Origin of the sequence: Pseudomonas sp. A-RE-22 (genome assembly GCF_019956035.1) — a bacterium.
Taxonomy (GTDB): domain Bacteria; phylum Pseudomonadota; class Gammaproteobacteria; order Pseudomonadales; family Pseudomonadaceae; genus Aquipseudomonas; species Aquipseudomonas brassicacearum.
The window spans coordinates 1-14,158 of sequence record NZ_JAHBCZ010000034.1; the positions used below are offsets into that span (position 1 = coordinate 1).

The 14,158-nt window shown below is 59.7% G+C and carries 11 protein-coding genes; 10 read left to right on the forward strand and 1 reads right to left on the reverse strand.

Features of this window, described 5'->3' with window-relative positions; genetic code table 11:
• On the reverse strand, window positions 1-788 hold a 788-nt coding region (locus KGA89_RS18100), incomplete at its 3' end, for an ABC transporter ATP-binding protein (RefSeq protein WP_223472188.1).
• A gap of 183 nt (window positions 789-971) precedes the next feature.
• On the opposite strand from KGA89_RS18100, the gene KGA89_RS18105 reads away from it, so the two are divergent.
• The 10 genes from KGA89_RS18105 to KGA89_RS18150 all read left to right on the forward strand — a co-directional run bounded on the left by KGA89_RS18105 (window position 972) and on the right by KGA89_RS18150 (window position 14,127).
• Window positions 972-1,790 carry an ABC transporter permease gene (locus KGA89_RS18105; RefSeq protein ID WP_223472189.1) on the forward strand — a complete coding sequence of 273 codons (819 nt, stop codon included), beginning with the start codon at window positions 972-974 and terminating at the stop codon, window positions 1,788-1,790.
• A gap of 303 nt (window positions 1,791-2,093) precedes the next feature.
• On the forward strand, window positions 2,094-4,388 hold the full coding sequence (locus KGA89_RS18110) for a glycosyltransferase (RefSeq protein ID WP_223472190.1): 2,295 nt from the start codon (window positions 2,094-2,096) through the stop codon (window positions 4,386-4,388).
• A 47-nt stretch (window positions 4,389-4,435) separates the two neighbouring features.
• Window positions 4,436-6,844: a phospholipid carrier-dependent glycosyltransferase gene (locus KGA89_RS18115; protein ID WP_223472191.1), complete on the forward strand. Its 2,409-nt coding sequence runs from the start codon at window positions 4,436-4,438 to the stop codon at window positions 6,842-6,844.
• A 12-nt stretch (window positions 6,845-6,856) separates the two neighbouring features.
• Entirely contained in the window at window positions 6,857-7,879 is a 1,023-nt protein-coding gene (locus tag KGA89_RS18120) for a glycosyltransferase family 2 protein (protein WP_003203521.1), read from the forward strand.
• A gap of 110 nt (window positions 7,880-7,989) precedes the next feature.
• The gene (locus KGA89_RS18125; RefSeq protein WP_223472192.1) at window positions 7,990-8,658 is read left to right on the forward strand and encodes a class I SAM-dependent methyltransferase; all 669 of its coding nucleotides are present in this window, start codon (window positions 7,990-7,992) and stop codon (window positions 8,656-8,658) included.
• The gene (locus tag KGA89_RS18130) at window positions 8,655-9,062 is read left to right on the forward strand and encodes a GtrA family protein (protein ID WP_223472193.1); all 408 of its coding nucleotides are present in this window, start codon (window positions 8,655-8,657) and stop codon (window positions 9,060-9,062) included. Before KGA89_RS18125 ends, KGA89_RS18130 begins: the two co-directional genes overlap by 4 nt.
• A gap of 2 nt (window positions 9,063-9,064) precedes the next feature.
• Window positions 9,065-10,348: an NAD-dependent epimerase/dehydratase family protein gene (locus KGA89_RS18135; RefSeq protein ID WP_223472194.1), complete on the forward strand. Its 1,284-nt coding sequence runs from the start codon at window positions 9,065-9,067 to the stop codon at window positions 10,346-10,348.
• Window positions 10,338-11,924: an FAD-dependent oxidoreductase gene (locus tag KGA89_RS18140; protein WP_223472195.1), complete on the forward strand. Its 1,587-nt coding sequence runs from the start codon at window positions 10,338-10,340 to the stop codon at window positions 11,922-11,924. Before KGA89_RS18135 ends, KGA89_RS18140 begins: the two co-directional genes overlap by 11 nt.
• Complete coding sequence (gene wecB / locus KGA89_RS18145) at window positions 11,921-13,030, forward strand: non-hydrolyzing UDP-N-acetylglucosamine 2-epimerase (RefSeq protein WP_003203533.1); 1,110 nt, start codon at window positions 11,921-11,923, stop codon at window positions 13,028-13,030. The genes KGA89_RS18140 and wecB overlap by 4 nt, the downstream gene beginning before the upstream one ends.
• Entirely contained in the window at window positions 13,021-14,127 is a 1,107-nt protein-coding gene (locus KGA89_RS18150; RefSeq protein WP_223472196.1) for a glycosyl transferase, read from the forward strand. Before wecB ends, KGA89_RS18150 begins: the two co-directional genes overlap by 10 nt.
• The last annotated feature ends 31 nt before the right edge of the window (window positions 14,128-14,158 follow it).

Sequence of the window (14,158 nt, forward strand, 5' to 3'; positions counted from 1 at the left end):
AGATGTGTATAAGAGACAGGTATGACCCCGCCACTGGCCCAGCGGCGTTGCTCGTCGCGCATGTCGAGCAAATGCAGCTCGGCCATTTCATCGGGCGAACCACTGGCAACGACCCGGCCTGCGCGCAGGTAGATGACCCGGTGGCAGAAGCGCTTGACCATGCTCATGTCATGGGAGACGAACAGCAGCGTCGTGCCTTTGGCCGCCAGTTCTTCCAGCCGATTCAGGCATTTGAATTGAAACGAGGCATCGCCGACGGACAGGGCTTCATCGACGATCAGGATCTCGGGCTCGACACAGACCGAAACGGCGAAGGCCAGCCGTACCAGCATCCCGCTGGAATAGATTTTGGTGGGCTGGTCGATAAAGTCGCCGATATTGGCAAAGGCGAGGATATCTTCGAAGCGGGCGTCGATTTCCGCGCGACTCAAGCCCAGCACCGCCGCATTCACATAGACGTTTTCCCGGCCGGTGAACTCCGGATTGAAACCGGACCCCAGCTCGAGCAACGCGGCAATCCGGCCATGCCCCTGGACACTGCCCCGGGTTGGCATCAACGTTCCGCAGATCAGTTGCAACAGGGTGGATTTACCACTGCCATTACGGCCGATGATACCGACGGTCTCCCCCCTTGCGATGGTCAGGGAAACATCGTCCAGGGCCCAGAACTCGCGATAGAAACGCTTCCTGCCGCGTACCAGCATCTGCAACAGGCGGTCCTTGGGGGCATCGTAAATCTGATAACACTTGCTCAGGTTTTCGGCGCAGATGGCCACTTCAAACGACATCGGTAAAACCCTTTCATGAATCACGGCCATTATTGCGGTGTTACTGAGTCAGTCCTTCGCCGGGGGCTGCGGATGAGTTAAGCACAGATGGGATAAAAAACTGCGAATGAATCTACACTAGGCCTACCCTCCGTGAGGATGCGACTCAAGGAGCATCCGATATTGTCTTAGGATCAAGCACCGATGCAGTCGTTCAGCACGTCCCCTGCCGCCATGGTCAAGAGTGTCCTGATCAATCGAATATTGATCTACGTGTTGATCCGCAGAGAAGTCATCGGTCGCTACAAAGGCTCGATGCTCGGTATTTTGTGGTCGTTCTTCACGCCGGTTTTCATGCTGGTGGTCTACACGTTCGTGTTCAGCGTCGTGTTCAAGGCCCGCTGGTCTGGCGGCGGTGAATCCAAGAGCGAATTCGCCCTGGTGCTATTCGCCGGCCTGCTGGTGTTCAACCTGTTTTCCGAATGCGTGAACCGCGCGCCGGGCCTGGTGCTGGCCAATACCAACTACGTCAAGAAAATTGTGTTCCCACTGGAAACCCTGCCCCTGGTGGCGCTCGGCGCAGCGCTGTTCCACATGGGTGTCAGCGTCCTCGCCTGGCTGGTCTTCTATATCGTCCTGTTCGGTACCCCTCCGGTAACGGCTCTTCTGCTGCCGGTGGTGCTGTTCCCATTGGTGTTGCTGACGCTGGGAATCTCCTGGTTTCTCGCCTCGATAAGCGTCTACCTGCGCGATATAGGCCAGTTCATCGGCATTATCATCACGGCGATGCTGTTCCTCTCACCGATTTTCTATCCACTTTCGACACTGCCCCAAAGCTACCAGGCCATCTTGCAGGCAAACCCCCTGACGCTGCCGGTAGAAATGGTTCGCGATGTCCTGTTCTGGGGCAAGGCGCCGCAATGGGAGCACCTGGCCGCTTATTCGGCGATTTCCGTGCTGGTTGCCTGCTCAGGGTTTGCCTGGTTCCAGAGGACACGCAAAGGCTTTGCCGACGTCATATGACGTTTGTATACGTGGCGCCCCGTCCAGCAGCCGCTATGATGATTGATGGCACGGCTGGAGCCTGGGCCAGCCTGGTGATTGAAACCAACGTCGATCCTGCAAGACCGAGTATGCATTGCCGTATTGAACAAAGGATCAGAAAACCGCATGGACCAGATCAACCGTCTTGTTGATTGCATTGAAAAATTGACTCGCTCAACACAATCCAGATCCATTGAAGCCTTGCAACTGGTCAAGGAAATCGAGAATCGAGATCGGCTTATCAAACAACTGAACCTTGATTCAAAAGCGCTTCGCACCCGCGTGTCACTTCAAGAAGGTGAGACCGGGCGACTGCGCGAGCAACTGCGGGCTGCTGAAAAGCGCCTCAAAGAGGTCGAGACACTACTCCAGACAAAAGAAAGCGAAGCTGTCGCGCTGTCCGATTGGGCGGTGGATTTGCGCGCCCAACTGGCGGCAAAGCAGGCTGAGCTGTTCAAGCTTTCGGACTGGGGCAACGCCATCGAACGCGCTCCGCTGCGTTATTCGATACGCAAGCAGTTGTACAAGCTATCGCGCCGGGTCTACGCCTGGCTGCCACTCACCGCCCAGCAGAAAAGCAAGCTGGCGCACCGGATTCGAAGCTGGTTGAAGCGCCGCAAGGCAACGCCGGGCGAATCAGCGGCGCCAGCAAGCCTCACCCCGTTGCAACACCTGCCACCGCCCGTAAACCTTGAAGTACCGTCTTGCCCCGGGCAACCCATGATCCTGATGTTCGGCGTGATTGACTGGCACTTCCGCATCCAGCGCCCGCAGAACCTGGCCAAGGAGTTGGCCCGGGCGGGACAAACGACATTTTATATCTCGAACCATTTTATCGACGATGAGGCCCCCGGCTTCGAAGTGGAACCCTTGCAAGGCTCCAACCGGCTGTTCCAGATCCGGTTCAAGGTGCTCGACGCACCGGCCATTTATCAAGCTCCACCGTCAGCGGCCGCGATCCGCCAGTTGTGCCAAGGCCTGGCCATGCTTCTGCAATGGGCGAACGTCGGTGCCGCGGATTGCATCGTCCAGCATGCCTACTGGTTCCCGCTGGCAAGGCGCATCCCCAACTCCACATTGGTCTATGACTGCATGGATCACCATGAAGGCTTTGGCAACGTTGCCCAGGAACTGCTTGACCTCGAGATAGCCCTGATGCGCAGGGCCGATCTGCTGGTAGCGACATCCGACTGGATCGAACAACACGGCAAGCGAGAAAACCGCAACGTCGAGGTGATCCGCAACGCCTGCGAGTTCAGCTTCTTCAGCCAACGTCCCGACAAAATCTATCGGGACCCCGCCAACAGAAAAATCATCGGCTACTACGGCGTCATTGCCGAATGGTTCGACCTGGACCTGGTCAAGCAAGTCGCCCAGTCGTTCCCGCAACACCTGATCCTGTTGATCGGCAGCGATACCGTCCAGGCGAAAAAACACTTCAAGTCCTGCCCGAATGTGGTCCTGGAAGGCGAAGTCCCGTATGCCACCCTGCCCTACTATCTCCACGCCATGGACGTTTGCCTGCTGCCGTTCAAGGTCATGCCGTTGACCCTCGCCACCAATCCGGTCAAGGTCTATGAATACCTGAGCGCGGGCAAACCGGTGGTGTCGGTGAAACTGCCAGAGTTGAGCCAGTTCGGCGAACTGGTCTGGGCGGTTGAAGAGCCGACTGGATTCATCTCGGCCATACGCGATGTGCTGGACGCGTTGCCAGAGGCCAGCACTGCGTCGAAGGCACGTCAATCGTTCGCCCGGGGCCAGACCTGGCAGCATCGGGCCGTCAGCCTGCGCAAGGCCATCGCGACGTTGTCCCTGCCCAAAGTCAGCGTCGTGGTGTTGACCTACAACAACCTCGAACTGACCAAGGCCTGCCTCGACAGCCTATTGACCCAGAGCCAATACCCGAACCTTGAAATCATCGTTGTCGATAACCACTCCAGCGACCAGACCCCGGCCTACCTCACCGCCTGGGCCAAGGGACATCCAGACCGGATCGTCATCCTCAACCCGGACAACAAGGGATTCGCCGCCGGTAACAACCTGGGCCTCGCGGCAGCCAGTGGCGACTATCTGGTTGTCCTGAACAACGACACGGTCGTCACCGCCGGCTGGATCAAAGGCTTGATCCGCCACCTGCAGGACAACAAGGAAATCGGCATCATCGGCCCGATCACCAACAACATCGGCAATGAGGCCAAAGTCAGCACCGGCTATGACCGGTTAGAAGACATGCCCGCCGAAGCCGCGCAAATGACCCGCGCGCGCATGGGTGAGTGGTTCGAGATCAACACCCTGGCCTTTTTCTGCGTGATGTTCCCGCGTTCGACCTACGAGCAGATCGGTGGCCTGTGCGAAGAGTATGGCCTGGGGTTCTTCGAGGATGACGATTACTGCCGTCGCGTGCAGCGGCGTGGCATGCGCGCGGCCTGTGCCGAGGACGTCTTCGTTCACCACCACCTGTCCGCCTCGTTCGACACCTTGGGTGCCAAGAAAAAACAGGCACTTTTCGAAAAGAACCGGGCGATCTACGAAAGCAAGTGGGGATCCTGGGTCCCGCACACCTACCGAGACGTATAAGCACCCTTTTGCATGGCACCGAGGTGCTGAACAGCCGAGACGATATTTTGCCCAGATCCAGTCTGAAATACGCAGTGGTGTTGTTGGTTTTACTGGCGAGTGCGGTGGTCGGCGTATACGGTTTTTCGACGCTTGAACTGGCGTCCATGAACAGCGGCACCCGAACGATATTGCTGTCACTGGCAGGCCTGGCCGCCCTCACCGTCTTCACTCGCAAGCCACCGATCATTCTTTGCCTGGGTCTGCTGGCGTGCCTGTCCATTGTCTGCGCACAGATTTGGCCGGTGATGGTCGTCGCGGTGTTCGCACTGTCTTCGACCGTGCTCGGCAGGTGGCTGCTCAGGCAGGACGCCTTGGACGACTGGAGCGTCCACCTGCTGGTGGGAGCCGGTACGTTCGGCACACTGACAGGCCTGGCGGCCTACTTGCCGATCAACTACCCCTGGCTGTATGGCGCGCTGCTGTTGTTGCCGCTTGTATTGGGTCACAGGCACGTCACATCGATAGGTCGTGAACTGTTGCGGCAAATCCGGGCCAGCCGCTCAGCACAAACCCCCCTCCAGACGGGGCTCGACGTACTGATCTGCAGCTTCGCCTGCCTCTACGTGTTGGTCGCCTTCATGCCGGAGGTCGGGCATGACGCGTTGGCCGTGCACCTCTTTGTCCCGTCACACCTGGCCCAACAGCATCAATGGAAGTTCGATGCAAACACCTACGTGTGGGCGGTCATGCCCATGCTGGCCGACTGGATCTACAGCATTGTCTATATGCTGGCCGGTGAAACAGCCTCGCGCCTGAGCAACAGCGCGTTCACCCTGCTGCTGGCCTGGCAAATCCGCAACATGACCCTCTGGGCCGGTGGCTCCGCCACAAGCGCCCGCTGGGCCAGCCTGATCTTTCTGTCAACGCCCCTCGCCTTCGCTGAAAGCAGCAGCCTGCACATCGAATCGGCGTGGACCGCCTTCATGATGGCCGGGACGCTGGCGATCCTGAAGGTCTCAAGCTTCACACCGGAGCCCAGGGAGCGCCTGTCGCAATTGCTCCTGGCGGGCCTCCTGCTGGGCTTCGCCATGGCGACCAAGGCCGTGACCTTGAGCGTCCTGCCGGTCCTGCTGGTAATCCTCTTGCTGCACTACAAGGCCTGGGTTGTCCCAGGAATCGTCAAGACACTCCTGTTGGGCAGTGCCGGCCTGATACTGGCCGGTGCTACCCCTTACGTCTCTGCCGGATACTTGACCGGCAACCCCGTGTTCCCGTTTTTCAATGCCATTTTCCATTCACCGCTCTGGCCGGACATCAACTTCGAACCACCGGCCATTTTCGGTACCGGGGTGACCTGGGACACCCTCTATCGAATGATCTTCAAGTCGCCTCAGTTCATCGAGGGGCGGGTTGGCGCGGCGGGCTTTCAATGGCTGCTGCTGCCCACGGCGGCCGTCGCCGTGCTGTTGAGCGGCAACAAGAAAGCCCTGTGCATCCTCCTGGTCGGCGCCGGCGCGATGTTCATGACGTTCCACTCAACAGCCTACCTGCGTTATGTGTTCCCCTCCTTCGCGCTGTTCTCAGTGATCCTGGCCCTGCCCTTTTCCGACGCCAGGATCTTCCCGCGCAGCCTGGCCATCGTGGCCGGTGCCGTGTTGGTCCTGACCAATACCCGTTTCATCCAGGCCGCGACTTACTATGGCGAAATCAAACCTTCTGCACTGTTGAGCATGGCAGGTCGGGACGCCTATCTATTGGAACGCCTGCCCATCCGAAAAATGGTCGACACCGTCAATGCCTTGAATACCGGGCATCAGCCCGTAGCGGTCTTTGCGTCGCCCTTGATGGCGGGTTTGCATGGCGATGCCCTTTACGCGTCGTGGTACAACCTGAAATGGAAAAGCGAGTTCGACGCGGCGGCCTCGCCATCAGAACTTGCCCAGCGCTTGCGCCGGCGCCAGGTGAGCTGGCTGGTGATCGACCTCAAGTCCCTTCCCCAGGCACCACTCGATCGGCTGCTCACGGTGTCCACGTCGTATGCCAGACTGGGTGACATGGAACTGCGCAAGCTCAATGACACGCACTACGAGCACCTGCTCAACCCAGAGCTGTCCAGCCTTGAGGGCTGGAGCCTGACGTCACCCTCGACCTACGACGCCGCGCGCAAGATCCTGACCGTCAGTGTCAAGACACCGGCAACCCAGCGTGTCGACGTGACGCCGGGGCTGACGTACATCAACAGCGTGTCGGCACGCTGCGCAACGACAGCCACGGCCGGAAGAATCCAGGCCAATTGGATGGACGAACAAGGCGACTTCATTACCACCAGCATCGAGACGTTTGACTGCACCACGCAATGGGAGACCCATGAGATGAACGTCGTTGCCCCTGCCAATGCCACATCCGTGATCATTTACGCATCCGGGCATACCGACACTCCCCTGGAGTTCAAGTCACTTTCATTCAGGCAATAGTTGGCGATATCGATGAACTCAAAAACAGCGCTTTTCACGGACGAGCAACGCGTCGCCGTCGTCATCCCCAGCTATCGGGTCACCGCTCATATAGGCGCCGTCATAGCGGCCATAGGGCCGGAGGTCTGGCGCATCTACGTGATCGACGATGCCTGCCCGGACGGTTCAGGCGGGCATGTCCTGGCCTCCTGTAACGACCCTCGGGTCAAGGTGCTGCCCCATGACGTCAACAAAGGCGTGGGCGGTGCGGTCATGACCGGTTATAGAGCCGCCCTCGACGACGGCGCGAGTATCATCGTCAAAGTCGACGGGGACGGTCAGATGGACCCGACCCTGATCCCGCTGTTCATCGAGCCGATCCTGGCGGGAGAAGCCGACTACACCAAGGGCAATCGGTTTTTCGATCTGGAAGAAGTCCAATCGATGCCGCGCATTCGCCTTTTCGGCAACGCCGTGTTGTCGCTGATGGCCAAACTGTCGACGGGTTACTGGGATCTGTTCGACCCCACCAACGGCTACACGGCGATTCACCGTGACGTCGCCAGGCTGTTACCCCTGGACAAGGTCAGCCAACGCTACTTTTTCGAGACCGACATTCTGTTCCGCCTGAACACCGTGCGCGCCGTCGTGGTGGATATTCCAATGGAAGCCCGGTACGGCGACGAGGTCAGTCACCTCAAGATCTCGAAAATCGTCGGTGAATTCCTGTTCAAACACCTGCGCAATTTCACCAAGCGCGTGCTCTACAACTATTATCTGCGCGACATGTCCCTGGCTTCGATCGAACTGCCGATCGGGATTCTCATGTTCCTGTTCGGCATCTTTTTCGGCAGTTATCACTGGTATGAATCGGCGCAGAATGGCATCGCGACGCCGGCCGGAACCGTGATGCTCAGCGCACTGCCCATGCTCATGGGGTTGCAACTGATCATGGCGTTCCTCGGTTATGACATCGCCTCCGTACCCAGCAGGCCACGGCAATCCAGGCGTGGTAGAGCTACCTCATTGCGGGAAGAAAACTCATTAAAGCGCTGAGAGAGATTTTATCGGACCCGTCGCTCAAGACATTGGATGTCGATGGCAGCGAACGCCTGGAACTTCACGGCAAAGTGCTTGAACGCAAGCGAATGCTTCGGGAAGTATTCGTGGAGTTCCACCACGCGTTTCATCGCCTGGCAGACCGCTATTTCAAGGTCGAAGGTCTTGAGGTGGAGTTGGGGGCAGGCATCGCGCCCATGCGCAATTCGTACCCTGAAGTATTGGCGACGGACATTGTCGCCACCGAGCAACTGGACATGGCGCTCAATGCCGAGGCAATGAGCCTGGACGATCATTCGGCCAGAGTATTTTACGGCCAGAACTGTTTTCACCACTTCCCTCATCCCGATCGTTTCTTCACGGAGCTGGAAAGAACCCTCAAGGTCGGCGGCGGCGCCATATTGATCGAACCCTTCCACGGCCCCTTTGCCGCTTTTCTCTATAAGCGCCTGTTCAAGTCCGAAGGCTTCGATATGCACTTCCCGTCTTGGGAAACCCCGTCGACCGGGCCCATGAACGGCGCCAACCAGGCCCTCAGCTACATCGTCTTCGTTCGCGACAGGCAGGCGTTCGAGCGCAAGCACCCGGGCCTGGAAATCGTCCACCAGGAAATCTGCGGCAATTATCTGCGCTACCTGATTTCCGGTGGCTTGAACTTTCGCCAGTTGCTGCCCGACGCGCTGATCCCTGTGCTCAAGGTCGTTGAAAAACTGCTGTATCCGTTGAGACGGGTATTGGCGCTGCACCACATCGTGGTCATCCGGAGGAAGTCTTGACCTTTATCCGGTACGGCGCCATCCAACTCGTGGCTTATGCGTTGGACATGGGAACCTTTTTGCTGTTGATGGCCTTGTTCAACGATCAACCCGTCCTGGCCACCATCGCCGGTAAAGGCGTCGCCGGTGTGTTCGCGTTCTTTTTGCATAGGCACTTCACGTTCCAGTCGACCGGGGGCAGCAGCAAGGTTCAAGCGGTGCGCTATTTCTCATTGCTTGCCATCAATATTCCGCTCGCTTCGGCGCTGTTCAGCGTGGGGCTGTATTTCGTCAATAGCCCTGCCCCGGTGAAATTCGTCTCCGACGTGGTCTGTGTGGCCCTGACCTACTGGATCAGCAAACTGTTCGTGTTCCATTCCGCTGCGCGCCCGCCTGTTCCCGCTGACCGCGGCGAAGGCGCATGACGATGAAGCTACTGATTACCGGCGCGACAGGCTACATCGGACAACGCTTGTCTGCCCTCGCGGCGGCAAGCGGACACGAGGTCGTGTGCGCCACGCGCCAGCCGTGCCCCGCCACCTATACTTGGCTCCCTTATGACCTGCGGGGTCCGGCGCCCGAGTTTCCGGCGGGCACCCAGGTGTTGATCCATTTGGCGGCCGACACATCGACAAGCGCCGACGCCGACGCGGACGACGAAATAAAGGCGGCCCAGGCACTGATCCGTTGCGCCCAACAAGGCTCGGCCAGGTTCATCTTCATCTCCAGTCAAACCGCCGAGGCCACGGCCCCTGGCATTTATGGCCGGACAAAATGGCGTATCGAACAACACGTGCTGGCCGCCGGGGGCAGCGTGATCCGTCCCGGCCAAGTGTATGGTGGCCCCGAACGCGGGCTCTTTGGCCTGTTGTCAGGGCTGGTGCGCCGAAGCCCGTTTATTCCGATCCTGATGCCGGCGCCTGGCGTACAACCTATTCATGTCGACGACCTGGCAGCCTCGATACTGGCGGTCGTCGAGCGGGATGACCTTCACGCCGAAATCCTCAATCTGGGCGCCGTGCAGCCGATTGCCTTTGGCCGCTTCCTGATGTCGATTGCCGCGCACCGGGTGCGCGCCGCTCGCCTGCCTGTCCCTCTGCCGGTGGCATTGCTCAGGCTATTACGCCTGTCACTCGGACAATCCTTGAGCGCCAAACTGGGCCTTGAACGGATTTTTTCCCTCATCCACCTGCCGCCCATGGACAGCGAACGTTCCTTGCAGAAACTCGGCATCCAGTTGCGCCCCCTTGCCCACGGCATGCATCGCTCCGGCCATGGGCAACGTCGTGGGCTTCTGCAAGAAGCCACGGTGCTCTTGCACTACCTGCTCAAACGCCCGCCGCAAAAAAGCCTGGTCAGTCGCTACGCCAGGGCGTTGGAACGTGCGGGCAAAACCCGATCCATCATTCATTCACGCTTGCTGATGCGCTGGCCGATATTCCTGGCGCTCCTGGACAATCCCGGTGTCCTGTACAAGCCCGACGGCCAGGAACTGGCCTGGCGCCTGCAGATTGCACTCGGTATTGCCGAAGCCAGCCCCCAGGGGGCGCAGGTGTTTCTCGGCACCCAACAGCCGCGCAGCCTGATCGCCACGCTGGTTGCGCTGGGACTCACCTCGGTCAAAGCGCTGGCGTGGAAGATAGCGGCGCTGTTGGGCCGCCCCTTTGCCCGCCAGTTGTTGCTTGGAAGTGAAGCCCACCGTGAAGCCTGAATTTGATGTGATCATTGTCGGCAGCGGCCCGGCCGGGACTTCGGCGGCCTATCCGCTGGTCAAGGCGGGCCTGAACGTCCTGATGGTCGATGCCCAGGCCGATACAGGCTCAGCGACGCCGCCGACGCGTCCATTTCTCAGCGCCAGGGCAAACGATGAGCATCAGTGGAAATGGATGATCGGCGAACACTTCCACGCCTTGAACCAACTGGATGCGGTATCGCCCAAGCTGAAGACGCCGACCCACGCCCATGTCTTCGAAGGGTTCAGCGCCCGCAATCGCATCGAGACCGACAACTTTATCGGCATCGGTTCACTGGCCACCGGAGGCCTGTCCAATGCCTGGGGTTGCGGCGTGGCAACGCTCGGGGCCGGCGACTTTGCCGGGCTGCCCATCGATTGTTCCGAGATGCAGGCGTCCTATGAAACGGTAACTCGCCGAATCGGTATCAGTGGCCGGATCGACGACGATCTCTCAAGCTACTTCGGCCTCGATGAATGGTCGCAACCGCCCCTGCCATTGGACACACTGCACCAGCGCCTGCTCGATCAGTACACCCGGCACCGATCGGTGTTTCCCGAACTGGGGTTTCGCCTTGGCCGCTCCAGGGTCGCCGTCTTGAGCCAGCCACTGGACGAACGCAAGGCCTGCGACCTGTCTGGAAACTGCTTGTGGGGCTGTCAGAACCTGGCCTTGTACAGCGCCTCGCAAGAACTGCAAAAACTCAAGCAATACCCCGGGTTCCAGCACGTCCAGGACTTCCTCGTGGAGGATCTGCAGAAACTGGACGGTGCATGGGCGATCACCGACCATCGCTCCGCCCGGCGCTTCTGCGGTACGCGCCTGCTGCTGGCGGCGGGGACCCTGGCCACGACCCGGCTCGCCCTCAAGGGCTTGAACCATTCGGCCCCGATACCGCTGCTGTCATCACCGACGGCCGCCTTCCTGCTGTGGCTGCCAAAAATGCTCGGAACCCCAAGGGGGTCGACATTCGGCCTGGGCCAGCTATCGTTCGCCTTGGCGCTGACGGCCGGTACCACGGCTTTCGGTTCGACGTTCAGCACCACAGGTTTGCCGATGACCGAGTTTGTCAGCCGGATCCCCATGAGCAAACGCTACAGCATCGAACTGCTGAAAAACCTGCTCAGCGCTTGCCTCGTCGGGAACATCTTCCTTCCCGGGCACCTGTCCAACAACACCGCGGTCTTGCGCCCCGACGGTACGTTGCGCATCGACGGCCAAGTGCATTCCGAGCTTCCCGGGCTCATGAAAACTGCCGAGGCAACGCTGCGCCGGATCTACTGGAAAATGGGCGCGCTGTTGATGCCCATGAGCTTCACCGTCGGCAAGCCGGGGGCGGATATCCATTATGCGGGAACCCTGCCCATGCACTCGACGCCCAGGATCGGGCAGACCGATTGCCTTGGCGAAGTCGCGGGCCTTGGCGGTGTGCATATCGTCGACGGCGCCTGCTTGCCCAGCCTTACCGAGAAATCCCACACGCTGACCCTCATGGCCAACGCGGACCGGATAGCACGCTCACTCGTAACAATGATAGGAAATCAAAAGGCATGACCCGCAAGGTACTCTGCATCGTCGGTACGCGTCCGGAGGCCATCAAAATGGCACCGGTGATCAAGGCGCTCCAGGCCCAAGACAATATCGTTTGTCGGGTACTCGCCACTGCCCAGCACCGAGACCTGCTGGACCAGGTGCTTGAGGGCTTCGCAATCACCGCCGACCTGGACCTGGACATCATGCGCCCCAACCAGTCATTGGCGGCGCTGACCTCACGCTTGCTGCTTGGACTCGACGGCGTACTGCAAGCCGAGAAACCGGATGTCGTGCTGGCTCAAGGCGACACGACCACGGTCATGAGTGCTGCACTGGCGTGTTTCTACCTGCGGATTCCCTTTGGCCATGTCGAAGCGGGCCTGCGTACCGGGGACCTCGGCAATCCGTTCCCCGAAGAAGCCAACCGGGTGATCGCCGGCAAGCTGACCCGCTGGCATTTCGCGCCCACCCAGCAGGCCGTGGACAACTTGCTGCGTGAGGGTGTCGCCACCAGCGATATCACCCTGACCGGCAATACCGTAATCGATGCCTTGCTGATGACGGCCGCACAAGACTCCACTTTGGCTATCCCACTGGATGCCAGCAAACGCCTGGTGCTGGTGACCGCCCATCGCCGGGAAAACTTCGGCGAACCGTTCCAGAATATCTGCCAGGCACTCAAGCACCTGGCCGAACGGAATCCGGACATCCAGATCCTCTATCCCGTCCATCCCAACCCGAACGTCAAGGATGTCGCGCACCAACTGCTCGGGCGGACCCCGAACATCATCCTCTGCGCACCGCTGGATTACGCGCCGTTTATCGCGGCAATGAAGCGCTCGTACCTGATCATCAGTGACTCCGGGGGCGTGCAGGAAGAGGCCCCGGCCCTGGGCAAACCGGTGCTGGTCCTTCGAGAGGAAACTGAACGCCCGGAGGCGGTCGACCTCGGCGTGGTCAAGCTGGTCGGCACCAACCGGGACACCATCGTCGAAGCAGCACAGCGGCTGCTCGATGATCCACAGGCCTATCAGGCCATGGCACGTGGGGTTTCCCCCTATGGCGACGGCAAGGCCGCCGCGCGCATCGTCGACGTGTTAAGGCAGCACTTGCAGCCATGCGCATGATCTACCTGTCCCCGCTGCCATGGGCCAGCTTCAGCCAACGCCCCCATCACTTCGTCAATTGGTTCCACAACCAGACCGGGGCGCCGGTCCTCTGGATCGATCCTTACCCGACGCGTTTACCCACGCTGAACGATTTCAGGTGCCAGCCGCCTGTTGCCGACCAGCAAAGCGTCGCCGTTCCACCCTGGTTGCAGGTCTGCAAACCCCGGAGCTTACCCATCGAACCCCTTCCAGGCTCGGCCATGCTCCTCAAGCGACTGTGGCGCAACCTGTTCAAAGAGGCCGCGGCATTTTCCGCAGAAGGCCCATGCATGATCTGTGTCGGAAAACCTTCCGCACTGGCCCTGCAGCTGCTCACCCTCATCCCTGGAAGCCATGCTGTCTACGATGCCATGGATGATTTCCCGGCCTTTTATCAGGGCCTGTCACGCAGATCCATGGAGCGTCGCCAGGCGCAGCTCATTCGACGGGTGGACACAGTACTGGCATCCTCCAACCCGCTTCGCGACAAACTCCTGGGCATGACCGACCAGGTAGCGCTGGCCCTCAACGCCTGTGACATGCACGCACTGGCGCCGGTCGAAAGCCTGGACCTCGGTGCCAAACAACAGGTACTTGGCTACGTTGGCACGCTGGGGCGTTGGTTCGATTGGGATCTGGTCATCGCGCTGGCGCAGGCCAATCCTGGAAACCGCATCCGGCTGATCGGTCCCCTCTTCACACCGTCGCCCAGCATATTGCCCGCCAATATCGAGCTGCTCGCCGAATGCTCCCACGCCAGTGCAATCGCAGCCATGGCAACGTTTTCGGTGGGCTTGATCCCGTTCAAGCTCAACCGCCTGACCGCCTCGGTCGATCCGATCAAATACTACGAATACCGCGCCCTCGGCCTGCCCGTCATTTCCAGTCGCTTCGGTGAAATGGCCCTGCGCGACCGGGAAACGGGCGTCTGGATCGTGGATGAAGGCACTGATCTGCGTAAAACCGTCGTGCAAGCGCTCGCCAGCCAAAGCGACCGCTCGACTGTTCATCAATTTCGTCAGGCGCACCTTTGGGCTCAGCGTTTTTCTGCAATCAATCTCAAAAACGGCAAATAGCGGCCGATACCCAGGATAAGACCCCGCGACT

What these genes read in the sequence shown, in the direction of transcription:
- KGA89_RS18105 (WP_223472189.1), top strand. Translation starts at nt 972, where the DNA reads ATGCAGTCGTTCAGCACGTCCCCTGCCGCCATGGTCAAGAGTGTCCTG.
- KGA89_RS18120 (WP_003203521.1), top strand. Translation starts at nt 6,857, where the DNA reads ATGAACTCAAAAACAGCGCTTTTCACGGACGAGCAACGCGTCGCCGTC.
- KGA89_RS18135 (WP_223472194.1), top strand. Translation starts at nt 9,065, where the DNA reads ATGAAGCTACTGATTACCGGCGCGACAGGCTACATCGGACAACGCTTG.
- wecB (WP_003203533.1), top strand. Translation starts at nt 11,921, where the DNA reads ATGACCCGCAAGGTACTCTGCATCGTCGGTACGCGTCCGGAGGCCATC.
- KGA89_RS18150 (WP_223472196.1), top strand. Translation starts at nt 13,021, where the DNA reads ATGCGCATGATCTACCTGTCCCCGCTGCCATGGGCCAGCTTCAGCCAA.